The sequence below is a fragment of the Serratia sp. CY32780 genome (assembly GCF_052169135.1).
Taxonomy (GTDB): Bacteria; Pseudomonadota; Gammaproteobacteria; order Enterobacterales; family Enterobacteriaceae; genus Serratia; species Serratia sarumanii.
In genome coordinates this window covers 2,109,879-2,134,234 of the sequence record NZ_JBJNLI010000001.1, presented here as the reverse complement: position 1 = coordinate 2,134,234, position 24,356 = coordinate 2,109,879, and the positions used below count along the sequence as shown (strand labels likewise).

General features: G+C 54.1%; 21 protein-coding genes. 16 read left to right on the top strand and 5 right to left on the bottom strand.

Annotation, left to right across the window (positions count from 1 at the left end; all coding sequences use genetic code 11):
* Positions 1-225: 225 nt before the first annotated feature.
* Positions 226-4,197, bottom strand: a complete 3,972-nt coding sequence (gene putA, locus ACJ8HH_RS10330; RefSeq protein WP_060418943.1) for a trifunctional transcriptional regulator/proline dehydrogenase/L-glutamate gamma-semialdehyde dehydrogenase — start codon at positions 4,195-4,197, stop codon at positions 226-228.
* 571 nt (positions 4,198-4,768) lie between these two features.
* Between putA and putP the strand changes: the two genes are divergently transcribed.
* The 5 genes from putP (at position 4,769) to phoH (ending at position 11,311) form a co-directional block, all read left to right on the top strand.
* Positions 4,769-6,253: a sodium/proline symporter PutP gene (putP, locus tag ACJ8HH_RS10325; protein ID WP_039565551.1), complete on the top strand. Its 1,485-nt coding sequence runs from the start codon at positions 4,769-4,771 to the stop codon at positions 6,251-6,253.
* A 237-nt stretch (positions 6,254-6,490) separates the two neighbouring features.
* A complete protein-coding gene (gene efeU, locus ACJ8HH_RS10320; protein WP_033647751.1) occupies positions 6,491-7,336 on the top strand; it encodes an iron uptake transporter permease EfeU in 846 nt (281 codons plus the stop codon).
* Between the two features lie 20 nt (positions 7,337-7,356).
* Complete coding sequence (gene efeO / locus ACJ8HH_RS10315) at positions 7,357-8,493, top strand: iron uptake system protein EfeO (RefSeq protein WP_033647749.1); 1,137 nt, start codon at positions 7,357-7,359, stop codon at positions 8,491-8,493.
* 11 nt (positions 8,494-8,504) lie between these two features.
* Positions 8,505-9,803: an iron uptake transporter deferrochelatase/peroxidase subunit gene (gene efeB, locus ACJ8HH_RS10310; RefSeq protein ID WP_049212390.1), complete on the top strand. Its 1,299-nt coding sequence runs from the start codon at positions 8,505-8,507 to the stop codon at positions 9,801-9,803.
* 719 nt (positions 9,804-10,522) lie between these two features.
* Positions 10,523-11,311, top strand: coding sequence for a phosphate starvation-inducible protein PhoH (phoH, locus tag ACJ8HH_RS10305; protein ID WP_015378226.1), 789 nt, complete (start codon positions 10,523-10,525; stop codon positions 11,309-11,311).
* Between the two features lie 144 nt (positions 11,312-11,455).
* Here phoH and ACJ8HH_RS10300 read toward each other — a convergent pair whose 3' ends face one another.
* Positions 11,456-12,439, bottom strand: coding sequence for a phage integrase (locus ACJ8HH_RS10300; protein WP_048321723.1), 984 nt, complete (start codon positions 12,437-12,439; stop codon positions 11,456-11,458).
* Positions 12,440-12,526: 87 nt separating this feature from the next.
* Complete coding sequence (locus tag ACJ8HH_RS10295; protein WP_072071899.1) at positions 12,527-12,826, bottom strand: helix-turn-helix domain-containing protein; 300 nt, start codon at positions 12,824-12,826, stop codon at positions 12,527-12,529.
* Positions 12,827-12,951: 125 nt separating this feature from the next.
* Here ACJ8HH_RS10295 and ACJ8HH_RS10290 point away from each other — a divergent pair, with 125 nt between their 5' ends.
* The 11 genes from ACJ8HH_RS10290 (at position 12,952) to ACJ8HH_RS10240 (ending at position 21,111) form a co-directional block, all read left to right on the top strand.
* Positions 12,952-13,227 (top strand): Cox family DNA-binding protein, encoded by a 276-nt coding sequence (locus ACJ8HH_RS10290; RefSeq protein WP_048321722.1) that lies wholly within the window; start codon positions 12,952-12,954, stop codon positions 13,225-13,227.
* 24 nt (positions 13,228-13,251) lie between these two features.
* A complete protein-coding gene (locus tag ACJ8HH_RS10285; RefSeq protein WP_169318542.1) occupies positions 13,252-13,422 on the top strand; it encodes a hypothetical protein in 171 nt (56 codons plus the stop codon).
* Positions 13,419-13,919, top strand: coding sequence for a hypothetical protein (locus ACJ8HH_RS10280; RefSeq protein ID WP_037421654.1), 501 nt, complete (start codon positions 13,419-13,421; stop codon positions 13,917-13,919). The genes ACJ8HH_RS10285 and ACJ8HH_RS10280 overlap by 4 nt, the downstream gene beginning before the upstream one ends.
* A 63-nt stretch (positions 13,920-13,982) precedes the next feature.
* Positions 13,983-14,240, top strand: a complete 258-nt coding sequence (locus ACJ8HH_RS10275; protein WP_033652239.1) for a DUF2732 family protein — start codon at positions 13,983-13,985, stop codon at positions 14,238-14,240.
* Positions 14,233-14,532: a DUF5405 family protein gene (locus ACJ8HH_RS10270; protein WP_048321721.1), complete on the top strand. Its 300-nt coding sequence runs from the start codon at positions 14,233-14,235 to the stop codon at positions 14,530-14,532. Before ACJ8HH_RS10275 ends, ACJ8HH_RS10270 begins: the two co-directional genes overlap by 8 nt.
* 2 nt (positions 14,533-14,534) lie before the next feature.
* The gene (locus ACJ8HH_RS10265; protein ID WP_021504068.1) at positions 14,535-14,750 is read left to right on the top strand and encodes a TraR/DksA C4-type zinc finger protein; all 216 of its coding nucleotides are present in this window, start codon (positions 14,535-14,537) and stop codon (positions 14,748-14,750) included.
* Positions 14,750-15,034 (top strand): DUF5405 family protein, encoded by a 285-nt coding sequence (locus ACJ8HH_RS10260; RefSeq protein ID WP_162619289.1) that lies wholly within the window; start codon positions 14,750-14,752, stop codon positions 15,032-15,034. The genes ACJ8HH_RS10265 and ACJ8HH_RS10260 overlap by 1 nt, the downstream gene beginning before the upstream one ends.
* Complete coding sequence (locus ACJ8HH_RS10255; RefSeq protein ID WP_048321718.1) at positions 15,031-17,319, top strand: replication endonuclease; 2,289 nt, start codon at positions 15,031-15,033, stop codon at positions 17,317-17,319. The genes ACJ8HH_RS10260 and ACJ8HH_RS10255 overlap by 4 nt, the downstream gene beginning before the upstream one ends.
* 89 nt (positions 17,320-17,408) lie before the next feature.
* Entirely contained in the window at positions 17,409-18,137 is a 729-nt protein-coding gene (locus ACJ8HH_RS10250; protein WP_048321717.1) for a hypothetical protein, read from the top strand.
* Between the two features lie 185 nt (positions 18,138-18,322).
* Positions 18,323-19,972, top strand: a complete 1,650-nt coding sequence (locus ACJ8HH_RS10245; protein WP_048321716.1) for an ATP-dependent nuclease — start codon at positions 18,323-18,325, stop codon at positions 19,970-19,972.
* Positions 19,969-21,111: a UvrD-helicase domain-containing protein gene (locus ACJ8HH_RS10240; protein ID WP_048321715.1), complete on the top strand. Its 1,143-nt coding sequence runs from the start codon at positions 19,969-19,971 to the stop codon at positions 21,109-21,111. Before ACJ8HH_RS10245 ends, ACJ8HH_RS10240 begins: the two co-directional genes overlap by 4 nt.
* Positions 21,112-21,422: 311 nt before the next feature.
* Here the strand turns inward: ACJ8HH_RS10240 and ACJ8HH_RS10235 are convergent, their stop codons facing one another.
* The gene (locus ACJ8HH_RS10235) at positions 21,423-22,454 is read right to left on the bottom strand and encodes a phage portal protein (protein WP_048321714.1); all 1,032 of its coding nucleotides are present in this window, start codon (positions 22,452-22,454) and stop codon (positions 21,423-21,425) included.
* Positions 22,451-24,223, bottom strand: coding sequence for a terminase ATPase subunit family protein (locus ACJ8HH_RS10230; protein WP_048321713.1), 1,773 nt, complete (start codon positions 24,221-24,223; stop codon positions 22,451-22,453). The genes ACJ8HH_RS10235 and ACJ8HH_RS10230 overlap by 4 nt, the downstream gene beginning before the upstream one ends.
* Positions 24,224-24,356 lie beyond the last annotated feature (133 nt).

Here is a 24,356-nt window from a genome sequence, read left to right as displayed (position 1 = left end):
CAGAGAGTCAATGCGAATCGTAGCGGTCTGCTGCGGCTTTCAAGCAAACTAATCCGTTCTAAGCTCCCCCTATTGTTATCGCCCATGAGGCGACACATCCTCATGCAAGGATAACAAGACGCTAACGTCTGGCCGGGCTGCGGGCAATAAAAAACCCTGCACGAGTGCAGGGTTTGCGTAGCGGTGAGCCAATCAGGCGGCAATGTATGGCCGCCTTGAGATGCGTTAACCGATGGTCATCAGGCTGGCGTTACCGCCGGCGGCGGCGGTGTTGACGCTCAACGAACGTTCGATCAGCAGGCGCTCTAACAGGATGTTGGTTTCACCGTGGGCGAAGCCTTGCACCGAGACGATGGCGCCGCCGCGCTGCGCGATCTGCTCGCACAGGGTGCGCAACTGGTCGGCATCGCCGTGGTAGATGGCGGCGTCGAACTCGACCTTGTCCTGCTGCCAGTCTTTGCTGAAGGCGATGCGCGCCTGCACATCGTTCGGCAGGCGGCGGAACAGATTGCGCTGCAGTTCCGCTTCCGGCCACAGCGCGCTGCTGCCGACCGCCAGCACGGCGGCCAACTGGATCAGCGCGTCGGCTTCGTTATCCGCCAGGCACAGCACGCGTTCACGCGGCAGCAGGGCATAGGTATTGCGCTCGCCGGTCGGGCCCGGCAGCGGGCGTACGGTGCCGCCCTGGCCCAGTTCCGCATAGCGCTGCGCCAGTGCCGCCAGTTCGCCTTGTTGGCTGGTGACCGCCCATTTCTCCAGCGATTGCAGCGCGCCCAGCAGCTGCGGCCGCGCGGTGGCTTCCATCGGGCGCTCTTCGTCCTGACGGTGCAGCGTACGTTGCAGCGCGTCGTCCGGGCGGTTGGCCAGCAGACGGTACAGGTACAGCGGGCCGCCGGCTTTCGGGCCGGTGCCCGACAGACCTTCGCCGCCGAACGGCTGCACCCCGACCACCGCGCCAACCATGTTACGGTTGACGTACAGGTTGCCGACCTTGGCGCGTTCGGTCACCCGGGCGATGGTTTCATCGATACGGGTGTGAATGCCCAGCGTCAGGCCATAACCGGCGGCGTTGATCTGATCGACCAGCGCGTCCAGATTGTTGCGCTGGAAGCGCACCACGTGCAGCACCGGGCCGAAGATCTCTTTTTGCAGTTCGTCGAAGCTGTCGAGTTCGATCAGCGTCGGCTTGATGAAGGTGCCGCGCGCCCACTCTTTCTCATCCTGCGCGCTGCCTTTGGCGGCCTGGTATACCTTGCGGCCTTTGGCGCGCATCGCCTGAATGTGGCGTTCGATGCCGGTTTTGGCGTCGGCGTCGATCACTGGGCCCACGTCGGTGGACAGGCGCTCCGGATTGCCCATGCGGCATTCGGCCATCGCGCCGCGCAGCATTTGCAGCGTGTGCTCGGCCACGTCTTCCTGAATGCACAGGATACGCAGCGCGGAGCAGCGCTGGCCGGCGCTGTCGAAGGCGGAGGCCACCACGTCGGTCACCACCTGCTCGGTCAGGGCGGAAGAGTCGACGATCATGGCATTCAGGCCGCCGGTTTCGGCGATCAGCGGCGTCGGGCGGCCCTGCGGATCCAGACGACCGGCGATGCTGCGCTGCAGAATACCGGCGACGTCGGTGGAGCCGGTAAACATCACGCCGCGTACGCGGGCGTCGTTGACCAGCGTTGAGCCGACGGTTTCACCCTGGCCTGGCAGCAGCTGCAGCACGCCTTGCGGAATGCCGGCTTCCAGCAGAATACGCACCGCCTGCGCGGCCACCAGCGGCGTTTGCTCGGCCGGTTTGGCCAGCACGCTGTTGCCGGCCGCCAGCGCGGCGGCGATTTGGCCGGTGAAGATCGCCAGCGGGAAGTTCCAGGGGCTGATGCAGACCACCGGGCCCAGCGGACGGTGGCTGTCGTTGGCGAAATCGTCGCGTACCTGGCCGGCGTAGTAGTGCAGGAAATCGACCGCTTCACGCACTTCGGCGATGGCGTTGTTGAAGGTTTTACCGGCTTCGCGCACCAGAATGCCCAGCAGGCTTTGCAGCTGGCTTTCCATCAGCTCGGCGGCGCGTTCGAGGATCGCGGCGCGCTCCGTCGGCGGCGTAGCGAACCAGATTGGGCCGGCGGCCGCGGCGGCGTCGAGCGCGCGGCTGACTTCGCCTTCGGTGGCTTCACGCACGTAGCCGACCACATCGCCCGGCTCGGCCGGGTTGATCACCGGCTGTTCCACGCCCTGATCCAATTCGGCGTCGATGATAGGCTCCGCGCGCCACGGATGGCTGGCGCTGGTGAGCAGGGCGCTGGAGAGCGAAGCCAGACGCTGTTCGTTGGACAGATCCAGGCCGCTGGAGTTGGTGCGCTTCTCGCCGTACAGCTCGCGCGGCAGCGGAATGCGCGGGTGCGGCAGGCCAATCTGGCCTTCGCTGGCCGCCAGCGCTTCCACGGCGCTGACCGGATCGGCCACCAGCTCGTCGAGCGGCAGGGTGGCGTCGGCGATGCGGTTGACGAACGAGGTGTTGGCGCCGTTTTCCAGCAGGCGGCGCACCAGGTAAGCCAGCAGCGTTTCATGGGTGCCGACCGGCGCATAGATGCGGCAAGGGCGGTTCAGTTTGCCGTCGGCCACTTTACCCACCACCTGTTCGTACAGCGGTTCACCCATGCCGTGCAGGCACTGGAACTCATACTGGCCAGGGTAGTAGTTGTTGCCGGCCAGGTGATAGATGGCGCTCAGGGTATGGGCGTTGTGGGTGGCGAACTGCGGATAAATCAGGTTCGGCACCGACAGCAGCTTGCGGGCGCAGGCCAGGTAGGAAACGTCGGTATAGACCTTGCGGGTGTAGACCGGGTAGCCTTCCAGGCCGTCCATCTGGGCGCGTTTGATTTCGCTGTCCCAGTAGGCGCCCTTCACCAGACGGATCATCAGGCGACGGCGGCTGCGTTGCGCCATGTCGATCACCGCATCGATGGCGAACGGACAGCGTTTTTGGTAGGCCTGAATCACGAAGCCGATGCCGTTCCAGCCGGCCAGCTGCGGTTCGAAGCACAGCTTCTCCAGCAGATCGAGCGAGATCTCCAGGCGGTCGGCCTCTTCGGCGTCGATGTTGATGCCGATATCGTACTGGCGTGCCTGCAGGGTCAGCGACAGCAGGCGCGGGTAGAGCTCTTCCATGACGCGTTCGTACTGCGCGCGGCTGTAGCGCGGGTGCAGGGCGGACAGCTTGATGGAGATGCCGGGGCCCTCATAGATGCCGCGGCCGTTGGAGGCTTTGCCGATGGCGTGGATCGCCTGCTGGTAGGAAACCAGGTAAGCCTGGGCGTCGGCCTCGGTCAGGGCGGCTTCGCCCAGCATGTCGTAAGAGTAGCGGAAGCCTTTATCTTCGAGCTTGCGCGCGTTGGCCAGCGCTTCGGCGATGGTTTCGCCGGTCACGAACTGTTCGCCCATCAGGCGCATCGCCATGTCCACGCCTTTGCGGATCAGCGGTTCGCCGCTCTTGCCGATAATGCGGTTCAGCGAACGGGACAGATTGGCTTCGTTATGCGTGGACACCAGTTTGCCGGTGAACAGCAGGCCCCAGGTAGCGGCGTTGACGAACAGCGACGGGCTGCGCCCGAGGTGCGAGTGCCAGTTGCCGTTGCTGATCTTGTCGCGGATCAGGGCATCGCGGGTCGGTTTGTCCGGAATGCGCAGCAGCGCTTCCGCCAGGCACATCAGCGCCACGCCTTCCTGCGAGGAGAGGGAGAACTCTTGCAGCAGGCCTTGCACCATGCCGGCGCGGCCGTTTGCACTTTTTTGGTTACGCAACTTCTCGGCGATGCCATAGGCCATTTTGTGAGTGGCCTGTGCAAGATCGGCGGGTAATCGCGCCTGTTCGAGCAACATCGGCACCGCTTCGGTCTCCGGGCGACGATAGGCGGCGGTGATGGCGGCGCGGGTGACCGACTGCGGCAGAATTTGTTCGGCGAAATCGAGGAATGGCTGGTGTGACTCTTCCTGCGCTTGCGGCATAATGTCGTCCGCTTCAGGCTGGCCCGCAGCGGCCAGCGCTGGAATTTCAGGAATATCGGTACCGCTCTCGAGACGCTCGAGGTAATTAAAGATGGCCTGCTTGATGAGCCAGTGCGGCGTGCGATCGATGCGCTGCGCGGCGCTCTTGATCCGGTCGCGTGTTGCCTCGTCGAGTTTCACGCCCATTGTGGTAGTGCCCATGCCAATCCAACTCCTGTGTTTAGAACCTATCCCATCAGGCTAGACAAACGGCAGGCCGGAAAGCCTGTTGGGATAGGTTCGTGAGATGTGTGGGGTTAAGAATGCAGACAATATCCTGCATGTTGCAACTTTGTGCAACCTTGTTAAATCAGGCTGATGAACGAAGTGTGAGTTTCATCGATTTTTTAACATCGGCAGTTGGCATGAATGTTGCCTTATTGAGCGAACGCGGCGGGGTTTATGCGGCCGCAGGCGTTTTACCTTGCGGTATATAAGGGTAATGACCGGGTGCAACTCATTTTACTTGTCGTGAGTGCAACCTTTGAGCCCGGTAAATGTGACGCAGGGTAAACTTTGTGTAACTTTGTTGTTAAATATCTTGTTGGTTGATGAAAGGCTCATCTAGGATAGCCGACGGTCAACAATTACGGGCAGAAACTATTTTACCTGCACTCGCTCGCAGGCTGCGCCACGTTCCGGCGCGGCGGCCAGTGAAATGCATTGCGCGTGGGTTTACCGGCGCCGGCGTGGCCGGAGCGAAACGCGAATAATAATGAAAGTGGAGAATTAAATGACAATGAGCACACCTATGCTGGTGACCTTCCTGGTGTACATTTTCGGGATGGTGCTGATCGGCCTGCTTGCCTACCGGGCAACCAACAACTTTGATGACTATATTCTCGGCGGCCGCAGTTTGGGCAGCGTGGTGACCGCGCTGTCCGCCGGCGCTTCCGACATGAGCGGCTGGCTGCTGATGGGCCTGCCGGGCGCCATCTTCCTCTCCGGCATCTCCGAAAGCTGGATCGCCATCGGCCTGACCATCGGCGCTTACCTGAACTGGAAGCTGGTGGCAGGAAGGCTGCGCGTGCATACCGAAGCCAACAACAACGCCCTGACGCTGCCGGACTATTTCACCAGCCGCTTTGAAGACAACAGCAAGCTGCTGCGGGTGATCTCGGCCATCGTCATCCTGGTGTTCTTCACCATTTACTGCGCCTCCGGCATCGTGGCCGGCGCGCGCCTGTTCGAAAGCACCTTCGGCATGAGCTACGAAACCGCCCTGTGGGCCGGCGCCGCAGCGACCATCTTGTATACCTTTATCGGCGGTTTCCTGGCGGTGAGCTGGACCGACACCGTGCAGGCCAGCCTGATGATTTTCGCGCTGATCCTGACGCCGGTGATCGTGATCTTCGCCGTCGGCGGCATCGATACCTCGATGCTGGTGATCCAGGCGCAGAACCCGGCGAACCTCGACATGCTGAAGGGGCTGAACTTCGTCGCCATCCTGTCGCTGCTGGGTTGGGGCCTGGGCTACTTCGGCCAGCCGCACATCCTGGCGCGTTTCATGGCGGCGGATTCTCACCGCACCATCCGCAGCGCGCGCCGCATCAGCATGACCTGGATGATCCTGTGCCTCGCCGGCACCATCGCCGTCGGTTTCTTCGGCATCGCTTACTTCGCCAATAACCCGGATCAAGCCGGCAACGTGTCGCAGAACGGCGAACGCGTGTTCATCGAGCTGGCGATGCTGCTGTTCAACCCATGGGTGGCGGGCGTGCTGCTGTCGGCGATCCTGGCGGCGGTCATGAGTACGCTGAGCTGCCAGCTGCTGGTGTGCTCCAGCGCGATCACCGAAGACCTGTATAAGGCGTTCCTGCGCAAAGGCGCCAGCCAGCGTGAGCTGGTGTGGGTCGGCCGCGTGATGGTGCTGGTGGTGGCGTTGATCGCCATCGCGCTGGCGGCCAACCCGGAGAACCGCGTGCTGGGCCTGGTGAGCTACGCCTGGGCAGGTTTCGGCGCCGCCTTCGGCCCGGTCGTGCTGATCTCGGTGCTGTGGTCGCGCATGACCCGCAACGGCGCGCTGGCCGGCATGCTGGTCGGCGCGGTGACGGTGATCGTCTGGAAACAGTACGAATGGCTGGGCCTGTATGAAATCATCCCGGGCTTCATCCTGGGCAGCCTCGCCATCGTGGTGGTGAGCCTAATGGGCCGCCGGCCTTCCGCCACCATGACCGAGCGTTTCGATCAGGCGGAAGCCGAGTATAAAACGGTATAACGCCGTTCGATGTCAGTCAGCGAGGGGCGCGTAACGCGCCCTTTTTTTCGCCTGCCGATCGCCGTCATCCAACACCTGGTGACATTTGATTAGAAAAAATCACGCTGGCGCCTCTTGTATTTCTTCTTGGCAGAATGATAATCACTCTCGTTGCATTTTACGTTTCTTTACAGAGTTGCGCAGCGCATGTCGAGCCAGCTTTCTCTGCCGCCGCGGTCTTTTCAGGGGTGATTATTTATGTTCGTTCCCTTTCTTATCATGTTCCGTGAAGGGCTGGAGGCCGCGCTGATCGTCAGCCTGATCGCCAGCTACCTGAAACGCACGCAGCGCAGCCAATGGCTGGGCGCGGTGTGGGTCGGCGTGATTGTCGCCGCGGCGCTGTGTCTGGCGCTCGGCATCTTCATCAATGAAACCACCGGCGAGTTCCCGCAGAAGCAGCAGGAGCTGTTCGAAGGCATCGTCGCGGTGGTGGCGGTGGTGATCCTCACCTATATGGTGTTCTGGATGCGCAAAGTGTCCAAGTCGGTCAAGGTGCATCTGGAAGGGGCGATCGATCAGGCGCTCAGCGCCGGCAAAGGGCAGGGTTGGGCGCTGGTGGCGATGGTGTTCTTCGCCGTGGCGCGCGAAGGGCTGGAGTCGGTGTTCTTCCTGCTGGCGGCTTTCCAGCAAGACGTGGGCGCCGCGGCGCCGATCGGCGCGGTGCTCGGCCTGGCGGCCGCCATCGTGCTGGGCATGATGATTTACTGGGGCGGGGTGAAGCTGCACCTGGCCAAATTCTTCAAATGGACCAGCCTGTTCATTCTGTTCGTCGCCGCCGGGCTGGCCGCGGGGGCGATCCGCGCCTTCCATGAGGCCGGTCTGTGGAACCACTTCCAGGACATCGCCTTCGATTTCAGCAGCACCCTGTCGACCCATTCGCTGTTCGGCACCCTGCTGGAAGGCATTCTCGGTTATCAGGAAGCGCCGACGGTCAGCGAAGTGGCGGTCTACTTCCTGTATCTGATCCCGGCGCTGATTTTCTTTTTCCTGCCGCAGCGCGCGGAGCCGGCAGCGGCTCCGGCGCAACGTAAAATCAATCATTAATGTTTAATAGGGAATCTCGTATGTCTACTCCGTTATTTCGCCGCAAGGCGTTGCACGCAGCATTACTGGCTATCCCGGCGTTTGCGCTGAGCATCGATGCGCTGGCGGCGGACGTGCCGCAGGTCAAAGTCACGGTCAACGACAAGCAGTGCGAACCGATGCAGCTGACGGTGCCGGCCGGCAAGACGCAGTTTGTGGTGCATAACACCAGCCAGAAAAACGTCGAATGGGAAATCCTGAAAGGGGTGATGGTGGTGGAAGAGCGCGAGAACATCGCGCCGGGCTTCACCCAGAAAATGACCGCCACGCTGGAAGCGGGCGAATATGACATGACCTGCGGGCTGCTGAGCAATCCAAAAGGCAAACTGACCGTCACTGCGGCGGCCAACGGCGCCACCGACGGCAAGCCGAGCGCGCTGGATCTGGTTGGCCCGATCGCCGAATACAAAGTCTACGTCACCAAAGAAGTCGACGGGCTGGTGAAACAGACCAAGCTGTTCACCGACGCGGTGAAGGCCGGCAACGTGGAGCAAGCGCGCAAGCTGTATGCGCCGACCCGTCAGCACTATGAGCGCATCGAGCCGATCGCCGAGCTGTTCTCCGATCTGGACGGCAGCATCGACGCCCGTGAAGACGACTACGAGAAGAAATCGGCGGACCCTAACTTCACCGGTTTCCACCGTCTGGAGAAGGCGCTGTTTGCCGACAACTCGACCAAAGACATGGATAAATACGCCGATCGGCTGTATCAGGACACCGTTGAGCTGCAAAAACGCGTGGGTGAACTGACCTTCCCGCCGAGCAAGGTGGTGGGCGGCGCAGCCGGGCTGATCGAAGAAGTGGCGGCGAGCAAGATCAGCGGTGAAGAAGACCGCTATAGCCGCACCGACCTGTGGGATTTCCAGGCCAACGTCGACGGCGCGCAGAAGATCGTCAACCTGCTGCGTCCGCTGCTGGTCAAGGCCAACAAGCCGCTGCTGGACAAGATTGACGCCAACTTCAAAACCGTGGACACCATTTTGGCGAAGTACAAAACCAAAGAGGGCTATGAGTCCTACGAGAAGCTGAGCGAAGCCGATCGCAACGCGTTGAAAGGGCCGATCACCACGCTGGCGGAAGACCTTTCTCAACTGCGCGGCGTGTTGGGCCTGGACTGAGGCATAGGATTATGAGCAACAAGGCAGGCCTGAACAACGGGCCGCATCCGCAATCGCAGGGGGCGGCCTCGCCTTCGCGGCGCCGTTTGCTGCAAGGGCTGGGGCTGGGCGCACTGGCGCTGGGCGGCAGCCGCCTGGCGCAGGCGGCGGGCAACGCGGCGGAGCCGTTGGCGACGCCGCAGGATGAGCGTTGGCAGAAACAGCCGTTTTATGGTCGCCATCAGGCTGGGGTGCTGACGCCGCAACAGGCGGCGATGATGCTGGTGGCGTTCGACGTGCTGGCGACCAGCAAAGCGGATCTGGAGCGTCTGTTCCGGCTGCTGACCGATCGCATCGCGTTCCTGACCCACGGCGGCAAGGCGCCGGAAGTGGATGCCAAGCTGCCGCCGCTCGATTCGGGCATCATGGGGCCGGAGATTTACCCGGACAACCTGACCATCACCGTTTCGGTCGGCGCATCGCTGTTTGACGAACGCTTTGGCCTGCAGGCGCAAAAACCGCTGCGGTTGCAGAAGATGACGCGCTTCCCCAACGATGCGCTGGACGCCGCGCTGTGCCACGGCGACCTGCTGCTGCAGATCTGCGCCAACACCAATGAAACCGCTCTCCACGCGCTGCGCGATATCATCAAGCATTCGCCGGATCTGCTCAGCGTGCGCTGGAAGCGGGAAGGGTTCATCTCGGCGCATGCGGCGCGCAGCAAAGGCAAAGAAACGCCGATTAACCTGCTGGGCTTCAAAGACGGCACCGCCAACCCGAAAACCGACGACACACCGCTGATGGATAAGGTGGTGTGGGTTGGCGACGGCGCCGGCGAGCCGGCGTGGACGGCGGGCGGCAGCTACCAGGCGGCGCGCATTATTCGCTTCCGCGTGGAGTTTTGGGATCGCACGCCGCTGCAGGAGCAGGAAACCATCTTTGGCCGCGAAAAGCACAGCGGCGCGCCGCTCGGTATGAAGCATGAACATGACGAGCCGAACTACGCGAACGATCCCGACGGCAAGGTGATACCGATGGATGCGCACATTCGGTTGGCGAACCCCCGCACGCCGGAAAGCCAAAGCAACCTGATGCTGCGGCGCGGCTACAGCTATTCCCTTGGCGTCTCGAATGCCGGGCAGCTGGAAATGGGGCTGCTGTTCGTCTGCTACCAGGCCGATCTGGAAAAAGGATTCCTGACGGTGCAAAAAAGGCTCAACGGCGAAGCGCTGGAGGAATACATCAAGCCGATCGGCGGCGGGTATTTCTTCGTATTGCCGGGCGTGAAAGAGGGCGGCGACTATCTGGCCAGCGGCTTGCTCAAGGCCTGAGTGCGCAATGACGAGGCGCGATCTTCCGCCTCGTTTTACTTTGTATTGCCTATTGCGCGGGACATTGCGCGACGAAGTTCAATTCGATGCTTTGCCTGCGGATTAAAAAAATCTGCACGGCTCACCGGCTTTGGATTGCGCAAAATTTAATCGAGAAACCAAAGTGTCATTTGTGGTTTTTAATTGCAATTCATTGATATTTTGGGGGTAAAAATTTTTCTGGAATGACGTGTAGAGCGTGATATAGTGTTTTAGCGCTAACTGAAAACAAAAGATATTAAATTTTTTTACATTTTAGTAACGCGACGAGATTGAATGTCATTATACTGTAATCATCTGGCGGTAGTTTTCACACGGTGCACAGCTTGAAGCTGTAAATATCACTGCGGGGATCGCTAATGGTAAAGTCCTTGGTTGGGCTGGAAAGAAAAAATAACACATCTCCCCTGATTTCTCGTTGTAACGAGGGTTATCTCTCCGACTCTCTTTTACCGGCAACTCTGCACTCTTATCGCTACCGAATCTCATCACTTTTTACTCCACGTTTATTGATGCAGTCCGCGTTGTCCCGTGAAGACACGGCGCTTAAGCGTTGCCGTCAATTCACCTTGTCCCTTGGCTCTTATTGGCTCGGAGGAGGCCAAAACCTAATACGTGTGTGAAACATAATCGCGCGGCCAGGCCGTTGCGGTAGGTGAAACAAACTGTAAGGTGCCACTATGGGTAGACAGAAAGCAGTGATCAAAGCACGTCGTGAAGCGAAACGCGTTATTCGTCGTGACGCTCGTAGTCATCGCCAGCTGGAAGAAGAGTCTGTGACCTCGCTGGTGCAAATGGGGGGAGTCGAGTCTATCGGCATGGCGCGAGACAAGCGCGATAGCTCACCCATCGAGGCTAGAACCGAAGCTCAGGGTCATTACTTATCAGCCATAGAGAATAAGCAGCTGATCTTCGCCACCGGCGAAGCCGGCTGTGGCAAAACATTCATCAGCGCCGCCAAGGCGGCGGAGGCGCTGATTCATAAAGAGGTGGATCGGATTATCGTTACCCGTCCTGTTTTGCAGGCGGATGAAGACCTCGGTTTCTTGCCGGGGGATATCTCCGAGAAGTTCGCGCCTTATTTCCGCCCGGTGTATGACATTCTGGTACGTCGTTTAGGATCTTCCTTTATGCAGTACTGCCTGCGCCCGGAAATCGGCAAGGTAGAGATTGCGCCGTTCGCTTATATGCGCGGGCGCACCTTCGAAAATGCGGTCGTTATCCTGGATGAAGCCCAGAACGTGACCGCCAGCCAAATGAAAATGTTCCTGACCCGCCTGGGAGAAAACGTGACGGTTATCGTTAACGGCGACGTGACCCAGTGCGACTTGCCGCGCGGCGTGAAATCCGGCCTCAGCGATGCCCTGGAGCGCTTCGAAGAGGACGAGATGATCGGCGTTATCCGCTTTGAAAAACAGGACTGCGTGCGTTCCGCTTTGTGCCAGCGCACGCTCAACGCTTACAGTTAACCTATCCGCTAATGGAAAGGCCGCTTCGGCGGCCTTTTTCTTGCCTTGAATATCAGCACGCTCTATACAAAACAGATGGTTAGGTTGCACTACAGACAACTATAACTCTCAGGAAACTATCTATGTGTGGACGCGATGTGGACGCTAAACATGGATTTTTCCTCCTAGCGGATTATAGGAAATTGCATCCTGTAGAAAATCAGGTGCAAAGTGAGCGTAGCTCATTGTCTGTTCAATCCGAGCATGGCCAAGTATCCGCTGGAGCGTGATGATATTGCCCCCGTTCATCATGAAATGAGTTGCGAATGTGTGGCGTAACGAATGGGATGCTTGCCCATGGGGTAGGTTAGGCTTGGTCGCCTTAAGGATATCTCTGAAAGTGCTGTAAGAGGCTTGAGGAAACAATAGCCCAGACTTTTGAGATACGATCTCGTCGGATACCTCCTGAGAAATGGGGACGCTGCGCCGTTTACCGTTTTTCGTTTGCACAAAGGTCACGCGGTTGTGAATGACATGCTCCGCTTTGAGTTTCATGGCCTCACCCCAACGTGCGCCAGTACTAAGACACAAAATGGCCACCCGGCGGTTATCACCATCTAACGCCAGTAGCAATGCGCTTATCTCATCACGGTCAAGATAAGTCATTTCCGTATTGGCTTCTTTGAGCTTGCCGCTGCCACGAATCGGATGCTCACCACAGTAAAGCCCCGAGTCGACAAGGTCGGTAAACATCCCGCTTATCGCGGTCATTTCGCGATTAATGCTGGATGCTTTGATGCCTTCGGCTAGCCGCGCCGATCGATAAGCTGTAATACGAGATTTATCAATCTGAAATGCGGCAGGGTTGTCCATCATTCGCGTAATGCGCTCCAGTTTTCTTAGGTAGGACTGCCCGTGGTCATTGTTCTTGCCATGGTACTTCCACCACAATTTAACCAGCTCAGATAATGACCTTTTATCCGTAGGTTTTGAGAGCCATTCTTTGTCGTGATAGCTGACGGTTATGTACTTCTCAAAAGCTTGTGCTTCATGTTTCCTATCAAATTTCCGACGGATGCGCTTTCCGTTGCGCCCGTTCGGCCTAATGTCCACTTCATATCGACCATCTTCGAGCTTCTTAATCGCCATCGCGAAGCCCTCCAAGGAAGATTTTACTTTCAGGTATGTAGCAAGCCCTTACCCCAAAAGTGTTAAATAAATAACTTAGGTGAATGCTTAACCAATCTTTTGGTCTGAGTGCTGCGAGGTTGTTGCATCTTGCCCAAAGTGTGCGAGTGCCGGTGCTATTTGCCCGGATTCTGGGGAGATTCGATCACTCATAAACCACAATGTGTATTTTTCGAACCGAGGATGACTTAAAATTTTCATCGCAGCGTCTAATCCCATCCCTTTGGACCTTGTTTCATAACTAGATAGTGAACTGTATGGAACGCCAGTTAACTCACTGAATTCCTTCCTGTTCAGCCTTTCTGACTCTCTAATCAACTTTAACTTCTCTGCTATGTCTATTGACATGGGACTCCCTTTGCGTGATTATTTGCAAATCGTAGTAATAAATGGTTTATGGTAGCAATAAAGGCTCTGTAGGCGACTATAAGTCCCTATAAGCAACTGATTACTACAATCGGAGAGGGTACCAGATGGAAAAGCAAGTAGTAAGGCTTTCTGATGCATTGCCGTATCAAGAATTTGCCAAAGTCATCGGCAAAACCCCGGAGGCTGTAAAAGGAATGATCGATAAGGGCAAGTTGCCAACGATTGAGATGCGTAATCCCGAGACGCCAACGGCGCGCGCAGAGCATTGGGTTTACCTTCCTGCGTGGAACGCGGGAATGAAATTAGCCTATGAGCGTCGTCCGAAAGAAATTCGTGATGGGTGGCTTCTATGGTTAGGACTCGGTGAGCCATTGTCTTGATTCCAGTAAAACAGGGGTAAGAACATGCAACAACCTATCTCCATTGTTCCGCTGCTGTGGAACCACCAGACGGTGCGCAAGACTGATATCACCATCACCCACGGTAAGGGCCGGAAAGGCATCATCATCCGTACCCGCCCGGCCAACCGCTGGATCTCCTCCATCAAATCAGCAATGCGGGGTTTTTCAAAATGACAGCTATCACCGCCGGTATTGTTCGCAACCAGCCCGCCGGGCTGCGTGCTTTGGTTGGGGAGCGCCTCGCCGCCCCTCGCTGGAGAAGCACCTGCGATTTTTATAATCAGATGATGGAGCGCGAGCGCCTGACCATCTGTTTCCATGCGCAGTTAAAACAGCGGCATGCTGTTATGCGATTAGAGGAAATGAATGACAGCGAGCGCGAGCGTCTTGTGTGCGCCATTGATGAACTTCGGAGCGCTTTCGCTACTTATCGTAAGCACGGTATCAGTAAATCTGGATTCATTGGCCGATTAACAATAAGCCAACGCCGCACTTTATTCCTGCATGCCGGGCTAACTGAGGTCGAGTTTAATCAGCCGTACTGGCGTATTGATGATGAGTCCTGTAAATGGCGCGAGGAGTTATTCAGGGCGCTGCGTGAGCTGTTTAATTTATTCGAATATGCACCAACCATATTAACGTCAGTTAAACCTGAAGCGTATTTTCATTAATTAACTCGCTTTAAATTTAAAGGCGCTTGATTGCGTCAGGCATCCTTTTATCTGGAGTTCTCTATGCACATGTATAAAACCGTTGGCCAAGAAATGCGAAATAAGGCTGATGCGGATTTGCGTAACTTCATGCTGAACAACGCTCGTGCGGAAGCAAAGGCAGATGCAGCCGTTAGTTTCTCCTCCCACCTTGACCGTTTGGCGACTCATGCGGCGGTTAATCATCTCTCATGTGTGGAAATCATCGAGCTGTTGCGTCAGGAGTCGGAGAAGTTTGACCACGAAGGCCGGGCGCACAAGCAGGGGTTGAACCATGGTTGAGCGGGAGTATGTGGAAATTAATAACGTATTCGCCATCGTGAAAATGGATGAGGGCGATTTTATTTTAGCCGAAGTAAAAATAGATAAAGAGACAAAAGAAAAATTTTACCCGACCAGAGCTATTTACTCGAATGAGTTAAAGCTGGTTGCTGACCTTATTAATTTGTCGGTAAAGCGCGGCGTTTTTCTTAAAACCATTACCAGTATTAGCGAGCTGATGAAGGAGTCGCATCGCATCGCAGAATTAGCTCAGCAGGTACTCAATCAACTGAACAGTGAATCGGAGCAATAACGATGCCGGATTTAATGGACTTGGTGCAGCAGCGCCAGCAGGAGACTCTCGCCGCACAAGTTAATGCTGCGCGCATCAAGGGCGGGGTGTCAGCGTCAATTTGTGAAGAGTGTGACCAAGCTATCCCCGCTGCACGCCGTGCAGCCTTTGCCGGTGTGACCCGTTGCGTGTCATGCCAGACCATCCACGAACAACAAACCAAGCATTTCAGGGGGTAATCATGCTGCGCATTCCTGTCGGTAAGGATTGGGTTATCACCAGTGATGCCCATCAGTTCATTTTGAACAAAAAGAAGCTGGTTAAAACCGGTGGTAAGGCGGGCGAGGAGTGGCTCGACGCGGTCGGTTATTACCCGACGGTCACGCAGTTGGTTTCCGGGTTGGTGCATCACTACGTCCGTGACTCAACCGTCACCAGTATCGCAGGTTTGGCCGCTGAGATTGGCCGCATTGGCGAGCTGTGCCAAGAGGCGTTTTCCACGATAAGCAAAGAGGATAAATGACTGTATCAGCCCGGGGGCGCATAGCCCCCTCACCACCACCGCCATTTGCAGCAACTTCCGGCGAGCCCTTCATCGGCGTTCATTCATGGAACGCACCAAAATCCGCTATTGGGAAAGAAAGACCGCTTACCCGTGAGCAATACGCTCAGGGGCAAGCTGTTTTGCGTAAAATTCACGCCTTACCGCATTTTCTCAGCAGTATCTTTCTTGGGCGTCATTCTTTCTTGCTGAAAGAGCAGGGGCTGCACGCTGCTAATAAGTGGCTTGTGCTCCAGTTTGAGCGCCGCATCTGGCCGCGCATTGAAATTGTTAATGAGAAAAATGCGATGAACCTTAACGCCTCGCCATGCTTTATGGCTGAGGTGGATAATTATGCGCGTCTGCCGGGCATGGAAGATAAGGAGTTGCGGCGTTTTGCTGACCGTATCGCTGGGCAGTTGCTGCAAAATTATGACCGCTATTGTGAGGAGTTTCTCGCCGCCAATGACGGGGATAATTCTTTACTGCTGAGTAACGGCGTGCAGGCTGTGTTTTATGGGCGCATCGCCCGCATGGCGCGAGCCTTTAATATCACGCCAATGCACTGGAGAAAATACTGCAAAGGTAAGCTGGACGCGTCTTCGGCTGTTGCCAGCTTGTCACGGTTGGCTAACGCGGAGTGGTGGGAACGTCAGTTGAAAGCGCAGCGCACACGCTGGCGTGAGGCGCTACTGATTGCCGCCGGTGAAGTAAACCTAAAGAAATACCCATACGCGAGCAAGCAGGCGATTAGGGATGTGCAGGCCCGGCGGCTCGCCAATATGGATTATCTGAAAGGGTGCGATCTGGAGAATGTTGCCACCGGTGAACGTTTCGACCTGATTGATAAGGTCATGGCGAGCATTTCTAACCCGGAAATCCGCCGCATGGAGCTGATGAGCACCATCGCAGGGATAGAACAGTATGCTGCCAGCGAGAGGCATGTCGGCATGTTTATCACTATCACCACCCCGTCTAAATATCACCCGACGCGCGTTGTTGGCAAAGAAGGGGCTGAAAAAGTCCAGTTTAACCACAATTGGGATGCAGAGGCTTTTTCACCGAAAGACGGCCAACGTTATCTGGTGCGCATCTGGAGCAAAATGCGCACCGCGTTTAAAGACAACGGCCTGAGCGTTTACGGTATGCGTGTCGTTGAACCTCACCATGACGGTACGCCGCACTGGCATATGATGCTGTTCTGCGAGCGTAAACAACGTCAGGACGTCATCGACATCATGCGTCGCTATGCATTGAAAGAAGACGGCGATGAGCGCGGTGCAGCAAAGAACCGATTTGAAGCCAAGCACATGAATAAGGGCGGCGCGGCGGGGTATATCGCTAAATACATCGCTAAAAATATCGATGGTTATGCGCTTGACGGCCAGATTGACCACGACACCGGTAAACCGTTACGCGATATGGCTGCTGCGGTGACCTCATGGGCGTCAACATGGCGCATCCCTCAGTTTAAGGCTATCGGAATCCCTACCATGGGCGCTTATCGTGAATGCCGGGCCGCCTGCCTCCGCCACATCAGCCTTGCTGAAACTTTTGACGAGCGTGTCGAGGCTGTACGCGCGGCTGCCAGCGCTGGAAATTTTGCCGCCTATATGGCTGGACAGGGGGGCGCAAATGTCCCGCGCGACGTGCAGACCGTTCGAGTTGCGCGCAAGGTGGCCGATGAGCTGAACGCTTATGACGAAGAGGTGCAAAAGGTTGTCGGCATCTTTGCACCGCACCTTGGCGCGGGTCATATCCACGAAACCCGAACAACAGAATGGCGCATTGTCCGCAAGGCCATTGACCTTGATGTTGATCCTTTGACTTTAAAAAGCGCCTCTGGCGCGCCTCGGAGTCCTGTCAATAACTGTGGGGAGGTTCAGCGAGAACCTGAGCCAGATATGCAGGTAACAGCGCCGGAGTATGTCACGGCGGTGATGAATTTGATTGAGAGCGGGGATGTTAGCTGGAATGACGCGGACGTCGCCAAGACGCTTAGAGACGCGATAAGGGGACAGTCACCGAAGACTAATCGCCAAGAAATTGTCCGGAATCGGAAAAAATCTTGGAACGATGCACCATCGGCACGCCTAACCCCGGCCGAGCGGGCAAGGATTCCGCAAATACGGTTAGAGTTGTCAAAGAAGGTCATCACCGCGGAGAGGTGGGAATTGAAAGCGTTGGCGAGAGGGGCAAAGATAAAATTTGGTGACCAGGTGTTCTCGTATCCATATCGGGATGAATGGCCGGGATTCAGCCAATAATAATCATCAGCTAATGAATGTTTTGCTATCATGCGCATGACGATTACACACGTTAAATGCATGATAAATAATTTATTAGAGGGATTATTTTGGAAGGATTAATTGTATTTGTCGCCCTTGCTTCTGCGGTGGCGTTTTTCATTGGTTTGATAAAACCTCAATGGGTACGCATGCCAAGCAGGATTGGCTCTAGCGTTATTTATGGCATCATTTTTATTTGCGCTTCAACGTTGGGGGCTGCTTTATATCCGACTGAGAAAAAAAACTCAGTAGCTGAGAGTAAGCCTAAAGTCGAGGCCCCAAAAGCCCCGGCAGCATTTGAACAGGCAGATTTAAAGCTGGTTGAGTACCGTCGGAAGCCGCAGGCAGACCGTCACCAAATCGTTAGCGATTACGTTCAGTTTAAGGGGATACCTGCGAGTGATGGCGATGGGTTCTACGCCTGCCTGAGCCAGTACAGCATCACTAAGTCAGAGGATTTGCCGCTCGGTGAAGTTCTTGGATGGTGTGATGCCGGTTATCAAAAAGACCCTAAATCGATGGCTGAATATACCAATCTTGACGCGTTCCAGAAGAATTTTAGCGGTTGGGATGGCTCATATCGCCCGCTTGAGAAGCTGATTAAGAAAAGTATGAATGATGATTCATCGTACAAGCATGTTGAAACGATGTCGCATCTTGTTCTTGGGAAAGACCCGCACGCAGTGGTTAAAACCAGATTTAAAGGGACAAATGTTTATGGTGGTATTGTTACCCAAACTGTGACGGCACGTGTTGATATTAAAACTGGTGATGTGATAAAAATCATAGAGGAATGACGCATCTAAATATATTTAGGGTTTTCCGCGTCAGAATAGGCGCGGTTTTACTAAGGTGGTGTGGGTGTTTTAAAACCAAAGAGTTCATGTATGGATAGTGGATATATAAATAAAATTTCGTTCTTTACGCCCTGAGCAGGGTATTTGTATGATTCAGGCATGTAATTGATGGAGAGTAGTATTAAATGATTATTACACAAGTTGTCATTGAAAATTTCAAAGGGTTTAAAAATAGGTTTTCACTTAAACTTAATGAGGGGGTTAATATACTTGTTGGTGATAATGAAGCAGGGAAAAGCACAATACTAGAAGCTATTCATTTCGCATTGACTGGGATGTATAATGGACGAAGTATTAAAAATAACTTGTCTCAGTACTTGTTTAATGAGCAAGCGGTAAAAGAATATATTGAAAGTTTTGCTGGTGAAGACGTTAAGGCACCTCCTACAATGTTAGTTGAGCTTTATTTTAAAGAGACGGCTGAGACAGCTATTTTGACTGGAGATGGGAATAGTTCTGGAATTTCTTCACCGGGTATATTTATTAAAGTGGAGTTTGATGATGATTATAATTCTGCCTATGAGGATATGATAGCTGCGGGAGAGGTGAAAACCTTACCTGTGGAGTATTATCGAGTCACTTGGAAGGGCTTCTCCAGAGCATCTATCATAAGTAGGAATATCCCAATAAAATCCGCATTCATTGACTCTACTGCTTCGAGAAGTAACAATGGCTCTGATGTGTATATTAGTAGGATAATAAAGGAGTTATTGACGTCTGAAGAGGTTATCAGTGTTTCGCAATCCCATCGTAAAATGAAAGAGTCATTTATGATGGATCCCGCAATAGAGGCAATAAATGGGAAGATAAAAACAGCCAGCAAAATAACAGATAAAGATGTTAAGATTTCAGTGGAGCTTTCCTCTCAAAATGCTTGGGAGAATAGCTTGATTACTTGTCTTGATGAAATACCATTCCACTTTATTGGTAAGGGCGAGCAAAGTATTGTAAAAACAAATCTAGCGCTGGCGCATAATAAAGCTAAGGAAGCTAGTGTTGTCTTGATTGAAGAGCCGGAAAATCATTTGTCACATTCAAAACTTAATAATTTAATAAAAACCATTAAAGACAATTGTGCAGGAAAGCAAATATTAATAACAACTCATAGCAGTTTTGTTGCAAATAAACTGGGGCTTGGTGAGTTAATACTTTTGAGTGATAAGAAAACAACAAAACTAACAGATTTGAAAGAAAGTACTAGGGAGTTTTTCGAAAAAATAGCCGGATACGATACATTACGCCTAATCCTGTGTAAGAAGGCGATTTTAGTTGAAGGTGATTCAGATGAATTGGTGGTTCAAAAGGCTTACATGGTTAGTAATGATGGCAGACTACCTATCGAAGATGGGATTGAGGTAATATCTGTCGGAATTTCATTCCTAAGGTTCCTTGAAATTGCTAGCCATTTAGGTAAACAAACGTATGTATTGACCGATAATGATGGAGATGTTGGTGCTCTGGAGAGGAAGTATGAGGAATATCTTGGTGGTAATAAAAAAGAGAATATAGAAATATTATATGATCCCGAAGTTGATGTCGGTGACTTGAAAATAGGAGAGAAAAAATTCAATTATAATACATTGGAACCCAAAATTCTAAAGATCAATGGGCGTGCAGTCATTAATACGGTTTTAGGAACTGATTTTGATGAGGATGATAAATTGCATGTCTATATGAAAAAGAATAAAACAGAATGTGCTTTGAAGATTTTTAATTATGATGACAATGCCGTTGAAATAAAATACCCAGACTATATATTGGATGCTCTAAAATGAATAAATTGATTGTAGCATCAGCTGGTGCGGGGAAAACTACTTTTGTTGTGAGTGATGCGCTCAAGAAATCCGATGAGGGAGCTATCGTTTTAATTACGACATTTACTGAGGCATGCAAGGATGAAATATTCAAAAAAATAATAACTGAACGAAAGTGTATCCCGGCTAACATTCATGTTTACACGTGGTTTTCGTTGCTAATTCAACACGGCGTCAGGCCTTATCAAGGTAAATTATTTCAGTTTGATGTTAAAGGCATGATTCTTTGTAATGGCCGGTCAGGGCTTAGATATAAGAATAAGGCTGGTATTCCAGTTTATTGGGGGGAGGAGGGTCACTTTAAAAACCACTATTTTGACGGTGAGAATAGGGTTTACTCTGATAAATTGGCTAAGTTGGTAATTAGATGTAATGAAAGTTCTGGTGGGCTGGTGTTTTCTCGGTTGGCTAGGTGCTTTACGGATGTGTATGTAGATGAAGTTCAAGATTTGGCTTGTTATGATTTAGAAATTTTGAGTGAGATGTTTTCTTCTGGGGCAAATATTACTCTTGTGGGCGACCCTAGGCAGGCTACATACTCAACAACTAGTGGTAGGAAAAATGAAAGATATAAAAAGGCTAACATTGTAAACTTTTTCTTAGATAAGGATATGGGGGTTGAAGTTGACAATAAAACTCTCGTTGAAAATCACAGGTGTCATAAGGAGATTTGTGAGTTTTCTAATGCAGTGTATCCACAAGATAAATTTCCTGATTATCACCCGGCAATTTCTCATGTAAATGGAGGTGCCGAACATGAGGGGGTGTTCGCGTTGAGTTCTAAAGATGTGCTAGATTACTTAGAAAAATTTCAAGCGGTTCAGTTGAGGGATAGTATTAAAACGAAAGTTAATGAGGAGTATCTTGTCTATAATTTTGGAAAATCCAAAGGTCTCACATTTGACCGGGTCGTTATTTATCCGTCTGCCCCTATGGTAAATTGGTTTAAAGATCGTAATTTCGACTTGGCACAGGCTGCGAGAGCAAAGCTTTATGTTGCGTTAACCCGGCCTAGAAAAAGTGTTGCGATAGTCTTTGAACCTAAAGTAATCGCTTTGCTTAAAGATCTTAAAATTTATAAAAAAGAAGATGGCTATTGAGTGCATTGATTTGCATTGATTTGCATTTATTATAATGTTTTATTTTTTGTATCCATAGCTAGTACTGGCCTGGCCCCAGTAGTATCAGGCAACTGCATTAAAACCGACCCATGAAGCGGGCAGGCGTGGCGGGGATAGCATTGCGCGCAGGCATGTATTTAATTATCAGAATTGACGGCGTCAGCGCGTCGTGATGGCGTTCTGTTGCGCTGGTTTGATTCGCGGATATGTATGAGCGAGAGGACCGTGGTGGGCGTGAGAGGGCGCTTGGTGGCAGGTATAAAAAGGCCGCCAATCTGGCGGCCGGTTTATCATTCGTCGTCGTTGTCGAGGCTGTACTTTTTAAACCGGATGACCTCGACGCCGACCCAGTCATTCACTTCTTTGATGCGCTGCTGGAGCGGTGTCAGCTCATTGCGGACAAACACCTTTGCGGCCTTCTCCACGTCACCCACTGACCCAACGTTCTCCGGCTTGCCGCCCATCAGTTGATAGGGGATGCGGTGAGCGTCCAGCAGGTCGGCGGCGCTGACCTTTTTGATATTGAAAAAATCATCCTTTGTCGCCACCTCGCTGAGCGGCACAATCTTGATACCGTCGGGCTTCCCGTTCGGCGCGTAGAAGAACAGGTTTTTAAAGTTCCCCATGCCTTTAGAGTCGCTCATCGCTTCGCGCAACGCCTCAACATCGGTATTGTTCTGCGCGGCGTCGGTGACATACATGATGTAGCCCGCGTGCGCGCCGTTCTGATAATACTTGCGGCGAAACAGCGTGGCGGACTCGTTCAGCCACGCGGAGTTGAGCGCCGACAGATATTCCGGCATCCCATACAGCTCTTGATTGATATCCGGCTCCAGCAGGTGAAAAACGCTGTCGGGCGCGAACGGGTGCGGCTCAGCGAACGATTGCACGAACCAGTAAACGCTCGGGTCAACGCCGCGCCGGGTGTATTTGGCCGGGGAGGTCTCCAGCTTCAACAGCTTGCCGGTCACACTGAAGCGTTTTTCTAAAAAGGCGTTGCCGAACACCAGATAATCCAGCACAAACCGGCTGAAATCCTGCTGTGACAGCAGCGGGTGCGGGATGTAGGTGCTCGCCAAAATATTGCGCTTCACGTAAATGGGTGAGCTGTGATGCACGGCGGCGCGCAGGCTTTTTGCCAGCCCGGAAAAGCTGACGGGCGGCTCAATCCATTTACCGTTACCGACGCATTCCGTGTAATCCAGAATGTCACGGCGATCCAATACGGCCGACGGCTCACCAAAGGTGAACGCCTGTATTTTCTGGTCCGGCTCGGTGGCGGCCAGATTTCCTTTTGCCTTGCGGCGATTGCGTTTGCTCATCGGTTGAAGTCCAGAATGGATTTAGACGGTTGGCCGTTGGCGGCGGTCAGCGGTTCATTCAGCAGGGCGTGCATGGTGGCCCACGCGACATCGGCGTGACTGGCTTCTTCGCTGCGGCTCGCTTCGTAGGTCATGCCTCTGCCGCTGGCGGTCATGGTTTTGCGGATGGCCATAAACGATTTTGTTATGTCGGTATACGCGGTGTCGTATTCGAGCCTGCCGCTGCCGATGGTGTCTTTCGCCTTCAGTACCATGGCGGTCTTCACCTCGGCGCTGTAGCGGATTTCGCGGGCGGCCGGGTAGAACGCGCGCACCAGTTGGAAAACGCCTTGCCCGATGCCGGTGGCGTCGATACCGATGTATTCCACGTTGTATTTTTCGGTCAGCCTGCGGATAGATTCGGCCTGCGTGGCGAAATCCATGCCTTTCCACTGGTGGCGCTCCAGTATGCGGAATTTGCCGCCGGTGACCATCGGCGGGGCCAGCACCACGCAACCGGCGCTGTCGCCGGAATGCGCCGGGTCATAGCCGACCCACACCGGCCGGTCATCGAACGGTCGGCCTGCATAGGGGTTAACGTCCGTCCACTCGACCAGACTGTCGACCATGCAGCCCTGCAACTCCTCAAAGGGGAATACTGACGCGCTGTCGTCGACAAATTCGCACATGAACAGGTTGCGGAAGTCCTCGGCGCTGTTCTCCCGTTTCAGCACGTCGAGGTCAAACAGGTTACAGCCGCCGCGCAGGGCGTCCTCAATGGTGACGATTTGCCGCCACTGGCCGTCATCGCACAGCTTCCCGGCCGCTAATGCGCTGTGGCTGATGTCGATCTCGACGTGTTCGCTGGCGTTTTTGCGGCCCTTGTTAAACAGCTCGCCGGACCAGAAAGGAAATGCGCCATGCCCCAGCGTTGACGGGGTAGAAAAGTAGGTCGACCGGAGGTGTTTTTGCGAGGCCATGCCGGAGGCGACTTTGCGCAGTTTCTGGAAGTTGGGGATCCAGAAAATCTCATCGACCAGCAGGTCGCCGTTATGGCTTTGCGCGGTGTTGGAGTTGGTGCCGAGAAAAATCAGCTTCGCGCCATTGTTGCCGAGCACAATCGGGTCGCCGGTCAGCTCAACGTCAACTCGCCGCGCAAACTGAATGATGTACTCGCGGAAGACATACGCCTGCGTTTTGCTCGCGGAAAGAAAAATCTGGTTGTGGCCGGTTTTCAGCGCGTGCAGCAGTGACTCGCGGGAGAAATAAAACGTGGCTCCAATCTGGCGCGATTTCAAGATGTCGCGAATACGGTGCTCAAGCCCGGCTTTGTGCCAGCCGAGTTGATATTCGAAAGACTCGTCATAAAAAATCTCCTCCAGCTTCGCAATCGCTTCCTCGCTGAAATAGTTCTTTGTCGGCTTTTTACGCTCGCCTTTGTTGCGGTTGGCGACGTTGGGATTGAGGTCGGCCTCGTTGCCGGAGTTCATGTAACGGCTGACGCGCGCGAGGCGCTCAATCTGGCGGCCCAGCAGGTCAATTTCTTTGTAGTCGCTGCCCTCTTTTTTTGTCTTGAGAACGAGCTGCACCATTCGCGCTTCAATGCTGGATTCAACGCGGGAAATCGGCGCGATATCGTCCCATTTTTCCCGCTGCTTCCAGCTCTGCACCGTGGGGGCTTTTTGCTTCAGCATTTCGGCGATTTGCTTCACGGAGAAGCCTTGCCAGTACAGCAAGGCGGCTTGCCTGCGTGGGTCGCTGAGTAAAGATGTGTCTGTCTGGATTTGCATGGTATGCCCTCATTTGCATGACGAGGGCAAGGCTACGCAAGCCACGCCGGACGTGCGCTAAGGTGCTGTTGTCTGGGGGATAGTCCGTCGGCAGTCGCTGGCCGCGAGGGTGGTCAGTCGGGAAACTAGCCCC